The organism is Polaromonas sp. (assembly GCF_018780625.1).
Classification (GTDB): Bacteria; Pseudomonadota; Gammaproteobacteria; order Burkholderiales; family Burkholderiaceae_C; genus Polaromonas.
Genome location: NZ_JADMJK010000049.1, coordinates 1 through 4253, shown reverse-complemented (window position 1 = coordinate 4253; position 4253 = coordinate 1). Strand labels below are relative to the sequence as shown.

Genomic DNA, 4253 nt, shown 5'->3' with positions numbered 1-4253 from the left:
TCCGCAAACAGCGGGCGCGCGGCCGCATCGGGCTGGGCGCAGCGCGCCTGCAATTGACTGAGCGACTGCAGCGTGCTGTCCCCGCCGGATGGCGCGCTGCAGCGTTCCAGCAGTTCTTCAAGCAGGCAAGAAAACGCGCGCACTTCCAGCCGCTGCAGCGCGCGCGCCAACGGCAGGTCGCCGGGTGCAAAAAACGATGCCGCGCCAAAGTCGCCCAGCAGCGCCCGACCGTCGTTGGTGTGCAAAATATTGTGCGCGTACAGGTCGCCGTGGTTGATGCCCCGCGCGTGCAGGTGCTGCGCGGCGCAGGCCATGCCCAGGGCCATGCGCAGCGCCGCGGCCAGCGTGAAGCGGGTGTCTTCGGCATAGCAGTCGCGTGTGCATGAGGCCAGGCTGGGCGGCCCGGCCAGGGTGCGAAAGCCCGGGTCTACCAGCGCCATCACCAGGCCGGGCGCACCGGCCGGGTGGTCGGCGATCTGGCCATGCACGGCGATCAGCTGCGGATGCGCGCCCGCGCTGAGGCTGGCGGCCATTTCGCTGTGCGGCAGGCCGTCGCTGGTGACTGCGCCCTTGAACAGCTTGACGGCCACCGGCAGCACGCCATCGCCGTGCCGCCACGCCGCCTGGTGAATCACGCCCGACGCGCCTTCGCCCAGCAGCTGTTGCAACTGCAGATCACGCCAGTCAATGCCGGGGAGTGGGCTGAGCGCCAGTGCGGCGGCCTCGCGGCTTTCACACAAGGGGTTGCCCGCATAGGCCAGCCACGACAGGCGCGGCAGTGCCAGCAGCCAGTCGGGCAGCACCGCCAGCCGGTTGGCGGCGATGCGCAGCAGTTCCAGCTGGCGGCAGTTGGCCAACTCGGGCGGCAGGGCTTGGAGCTGGTTGCCCGACAGCATCAGTTTTTGCAGCGCGCTGCAGCGCCCGATTTCGGCCGGCAGTTCGCTGATCCGGTTGTCGGTCAGGATCAGCCAGCGCAGCGCGGGCGGCAGCGCGGCGGCGGGCACGCGGCTGATCTGGTTGGCCTTGAAGCCCACCATGCTGAGCTGCGGGCATTGCCCCAGCACCTCGGGCAGCTGGGTGAACTGGTTGTCGGAGCAAAACAGAATCCGCAGCTTGTGCAGCCGGGGCAGCTCGTCGGGCAGGCACGACAGGGCGTTGCCCGACAGGTCCAGGATTTCCAGCGTATCGGCCAGCTCAAAAATCTCGGGCGGAAAGGTCGTCAGGCCGCACGACAGGCGCAGCCGCTGGCTTCCCGCCAGCGTGCCGGCGCGCAGTTGCTCCAGGGTGTTCATGGGGGAAGGGCGCGCGCTCGGTCAGTAATGCGGCGGCAGGTCGTCGCCGGGCTGGCTCAAGGCGCGTGCGCCGCCTTCGGGCTGCTGCTGCCGGAGCGCGCCGACTTCGCGTACCAGCAGGTCGATTTGCTGCTGCTGGCGCACGATGATTTCGTTGAGCTGGTCCACCAGGTCTTCGGTAAAGCTGGCCTTGATTTCCAGATCGGTCAGGCGCTGGTCGGTGTTCGGGTTTTCCATGCCGCTATTGGACACGAATTCAGGGCCTGCCCGGATGCGGTTACGACGCCGCGCCGTCCGCCGGCCGCTCCTCGCGCCCGCCGGGGTGCCGCGCAAAGCGCGCCGGGTCGCGCCCGTGCACCGGCGCGCTGTCGGGCCAGGGCCAGCCGCCAAACTGGGTGCGCCGGTAGTCGTCCATGGCCTGCAGGATCTCGGCCCGGGTGTTCATCACGAACGGCCCGTGCTGCGCCACCGGCTCGCCAATCGGGCGGCCCTGCAGCAGCAGGAATTCGGCGGTTTCCTCGCCGTTGACCAGTTCCACGTCGGCATTGGCGCGCAGCGTGACGGTGCTGCCCGCCGGCAACGCCTGGCCTGCCGCCGTGACGGACGCGCCCTTGAAAAAATACAGCTGGCGCTGCGTGTCCGCGCCGGTGGCGGCCGGCAGCGTCCAGCGCGCCCCGGGCGCCATGCGAACCGTCCAGATGGCGACATCGGCGTCTGCCTGCGCGGCCCACGAGTCGGGCGGCGGGGGCAGCGGCGCGCCCACGCTGGCGTCGTTCAGGCGGCCGGCAATCACGGCCACCTCGGTGGTGCGGCCCTGCTCGTCGGTCGTTGTCAGCCGGGGAATGTCGGGTGCCCACAGCATGGTGAAGTGGGGCTCTGCCATCTTGTTGCGCGCGGGCAGGTTGAGCCAGATCTGGAACAGTTCCAGCGGATTCGGCGCTGCCGGGTCGAGCAGGGGGAACATCTCCGAATGCACCACGCCCTGACCGGCGGTGAGCCACTGCACGTCGCCCCGGCCAAAGCGCGCCGTGGCGCCCAGGGAATCGGAATGGTCAATCAGGCCCTTGCGCACAATCGTCACGGTCTCAAAGCCCCGGTGCGGGTGGGCCGGAAAGCCCGGCACCACTGCGCCGTGGTACATGCTCCAGCCGTCCTTGCGGCTGAAGTCCTGGCCGATGTCGCGGCCCGCCAGCGAGGCGGCGGGGCCCATTTGCGCGTTGCCCTGCGGGTAGGCGTCGTCGTGGTAGACGCAAAACAAAAAAGGGTCCAGCGTTTCCCACGGAAAGCCCAAGGGTTTGATCTGGAGGATGGGGTGGGTGGACATGGCGGGGCTTTCAAAAAATACACCTGAGGCTGGCGTGCGACGCTTTCAAGTGTCCGCCACTACCCGCTTATTCGTACAAGCAAGTGTGGGGCCGTCCTACAACGCAAGCGGCGGGCTCTTGGTATCTTTGGGCATCGTTCTGTTGAGCTTACCCAGAAATAATTTCCAGGTCAGTTCATGACCGAGGCAGGAAAACTGCCTGTGCACAAATTCTGTGCAAATTTTTTCAATACCTCCAAGGATCATCATGAAATATTCAATTCTGTTAGCCGCACTGATCGCCACCCTGGGCCTGACCGCCTGCGAAAAAACCACGGTCGTGCCGACCCCTGCGCCTGCCGTGGTCACGGTTCCAGGTCCTGCAGGTCCATCCGGCGCCACCGGCGCCACGGGTTCTACCGGCGCCACGGGTGACACCGGTGCCAGCACAGGCACGCCGGGTGCTACCGGTGCCACAGGCGCTACCGGCGCCACGGGTTCTACGGGCTACACCGGCTCCACGGGTGCGACCGGCGCCACCGGCGACACGGGCAGCACCGGCGCCACTGGCAAAACCGGCGACACCCTGGTGATCGTTCCCGCGAAGTAATTGACGCCCAGGCAAGGGCCTGTGATCTCTCACAGCCCTTGCCGGTCGCCAGTCTTCATGCGCCTTCCCCTCTTTTGAGGGGAGGGCGTTTTTTTTGTTCGCGCGCGTTTTACGCGCTCCACAAGCGCTGTCAAGCTCGCTTGCCCCGGTAAGTACTTGTACTGAATTGAAGCAGCAGGTATTACAGAACATGATGAACCCGGCCAGAGGTGTCCGGGCCTCATGCAGATGAGGCCATCGGGCATTCGCAGGCTCAGGGGACAAACGCCGCAACCCGGTTGCGACGGCCAGGGCGGGCGACGGCGATGACGCGAATCCATAAAAACTTACACAAAGAGGATGACATGAAACGCACGATCGAAAACGGATTAAAGGTGACGGCCATAGCCGCTGCGGTGCTGGTACTGGCGGGTTGCGGCGGGGGTGGTGTGGCTCAAAGCATCAACACCAAGCCCGCCTACCTGAGCACCGTGGTTTATGCCAGCTACGACGGCAGCAGCGACGACTTGCTGACCGCAGGCCTGGGCAAAACCGGACTGGGCGGCGCCGCACCGGTGGTGGCGGACCCCTTGAACCCGACCCCGGCCGAGTTGCGCAAACTGGCCATTTTCAACAACTACCGTGCCATCCTCGACATCACGGCGAACGGCGGCTACGGCACCCTGTATGGCCCCAACGTCGATGCCAAGGGCGTCGTGACCGCCAGCGAAGGCAAGATCGCCGGCACCGAATACATCGCCTACTCGGACGACGGCACGGGCCGCCAGAACATCACGATGATGGTTCAGGTGCCTTCCACGTTCAATCCGGCCAGCCCGTGCATCGTCACCGGCACTTCCAGCGGCTCGCGCGGCGTGTATGGCGCCATCGGCTCGTCCGGCGAGTGGGGTCTGAAAAACGGCTGCGCCGTCGCCTATACCGACAAGGGCACGGGCACCGGCATCCACGATCTGCAGAACAACACGGTCAATGTGCAAAACGGCGTGCGCACCGACGCCACAGCGGCCGGAAAAGACTCGATTTTTACCGCCAGCATGACGAGCGCCGA

General features: G+C 66.3%; 5 protein-coding genes. 2 read left to right on the top strand and 3 right to left on the bottom strand.

All coding sequences use genetic code 11. The annotated features are described in order from the left end of the window. The 3 genes from IV091_RS04415 to IV091_RS04405 form a co-directional block, all read right to left on the bottom strand. The coding region (locus tag IV091_RS04415; protein WP_293465648.1) for a leucine-rich repeat-containing protein kinase family protein at positions 1–1292 on the bottom strand (1292 nt) is incomplete at its 3' end. 21 nt (positions 1293–1313) lie between these two features. Then, positions 1314–1529 carry a SlyX family protein gene (locus tag IV091_RS04410; RefSeq protein ID WP_293465646.1) on the bottom strand — a complete coding sequence of 72 codons (216 nt, stop codon included), beginning with the start codon at positions 1527–1529 and terminating at the stop codon, positions 1314–1316. A gap of 40 nt (positions 1530–1569) precedes the next feature. Further along, the gene (locus IV091_RS04405; RefSeq protein ID WP_293465643.1) at positions 1570–2616 is read right to left on the bottom strand and encodes a pirin family protein; all 1047 of its coding nucleotides are present in this window, start codon (positions 2614–2616) and stop codon (positions 1570–1572) included. A gap of 247 nt (positions 2617–2863) precedes the next feature. Here IV091_RS04405 and IV091_RS04400 point away from each other — a divergent pair, with 247 nt between their 5' ends. Beyond that, complete coding sequence (locus IV091_RS04400) at positions 2864–3205, top strand: collagen-like protein (RefSeq protein ID WP_293465640.1); 342 nt, start codon at positions 2864–2866, stop codon at positions 3203–3205. Between the two features lie 344 nt (positions 3206–3549). Beyond that, a partial coding sequence (locus IV091_RS04395; RefSeq protein ID WP_293465637.1) for a 3-hydroxybutyrate oligomer hydrolase family protein occupies positions 3550–4253 on the top strand: 704 nt, incomplete at its 3' end.

What these genes read in the sequence shown, in the direction of transcription:
- IV091_RS04410 (WP_293465646.1), bottom strand. Translation starts at nt 1,529, where the DNA reads ATGGAAAACCCGAACACCGACCAGCGCCTGACCGATCTGGAAATCAAG.
- IV091_RS04400 (WP_293465640.1), top strand. Translation starts at nt 2,864, where the DNA reads ATGAAATATTCAATTCTGTTAGCCGCACTGATCGCCACCCTGGGCCTG.
- IV091_RS04405 (WP_293465643.1), bottom strand. Translation starts at nt 2,616, where the DNA reads ATGTCCACCCACCCCATCCTCCAGATCAAACCCTTGGGCTTTCCGTGG.